General features: G+C 69.0%; 2 protein-coding genes. Both read left to right on the top strand.

Going from position 1 to position 565, the window contains the following annotated elements; translation table 11 throughout:
- A partial coding sequence (locus KVT32_RS28465) for a thioredoxin family protein (RefSeq protein ID WP_217619247.1) occupies nt 1-202 on the top strand: 202 nt, incomplete at its 5' end.
- The coding region (locus tag KVT32_RS28460) for an MFS transporter (protein WP_217619246.1) at nt 199-565 on the top strand (367 nt) is incomplete at its 3' end. The genes KVT32_RS28465 and KVT32_RS28460, both read left to right, overlap by 4 nt.

Raw genomic sequence — 565 nt, 5'->3', positions numbered from 1 at the left:
CGTGGCCGGGCTGCGCGACTACCCGCAGGCGCGCCACGTCAAGGTCGAGGATGGCCCCGGCCGCCCGCTCGGGCGCTCGTTCCGGATCAAGCTGTGGCCGACGGTGGTGGTGCTGAAGGACGGCGTCGAGGTGGCGCGCGTGACCCGCCCGGCCGATGCCGCCGAAGTCAAGGACGCATTGGCCAAGGCGGCCAATCCATGAGCGCGCCGAAGAACCGCGCGCGCACGGTCCTGTTCGCAAGCCTGATCGGCACCACGATCGAATTGTTCGACTTCTACATCTACGCCACCGCCGCGGTGCTGGTGTTCCCGAAGCTGTTCTTCCCGGCCGGGGACGCCTCCGCGGCGATGCTGCAATCCTTCGCGACCTTCGCGATCGCGTTTTTCGCGCGGCCGATCGGTTCGGCCGTGTTCGGCCACTTCGGCGACCGCATCGGTAGAAAAGCGACCCTGGTCGCGGCCCTGCTCACCATGGGCATCTCGACCATCGTGATCGGCATGCTGCCGACCTACGCCGCGATCGGCACCCTGGCGCCGCTGCTGCTGGCGCTGTGCCGCTTCGGCC

This window comes from Achromobacter sp. GbtcB20 (assembly GCF_019091095.1).
Taxonomy (GTDB): Bacteria; Pseudomonadota; Gammaproteobacteria; order Burkholderiales; family Burkholderiaceae_B; genus Achromobacter; species Achromobacter mucicolens.
The sequence above is the reverse complement of the archived record's forward strand: the minus strand, read 5'-3'. Positions and strand labels throughout refer to the sequence as shown.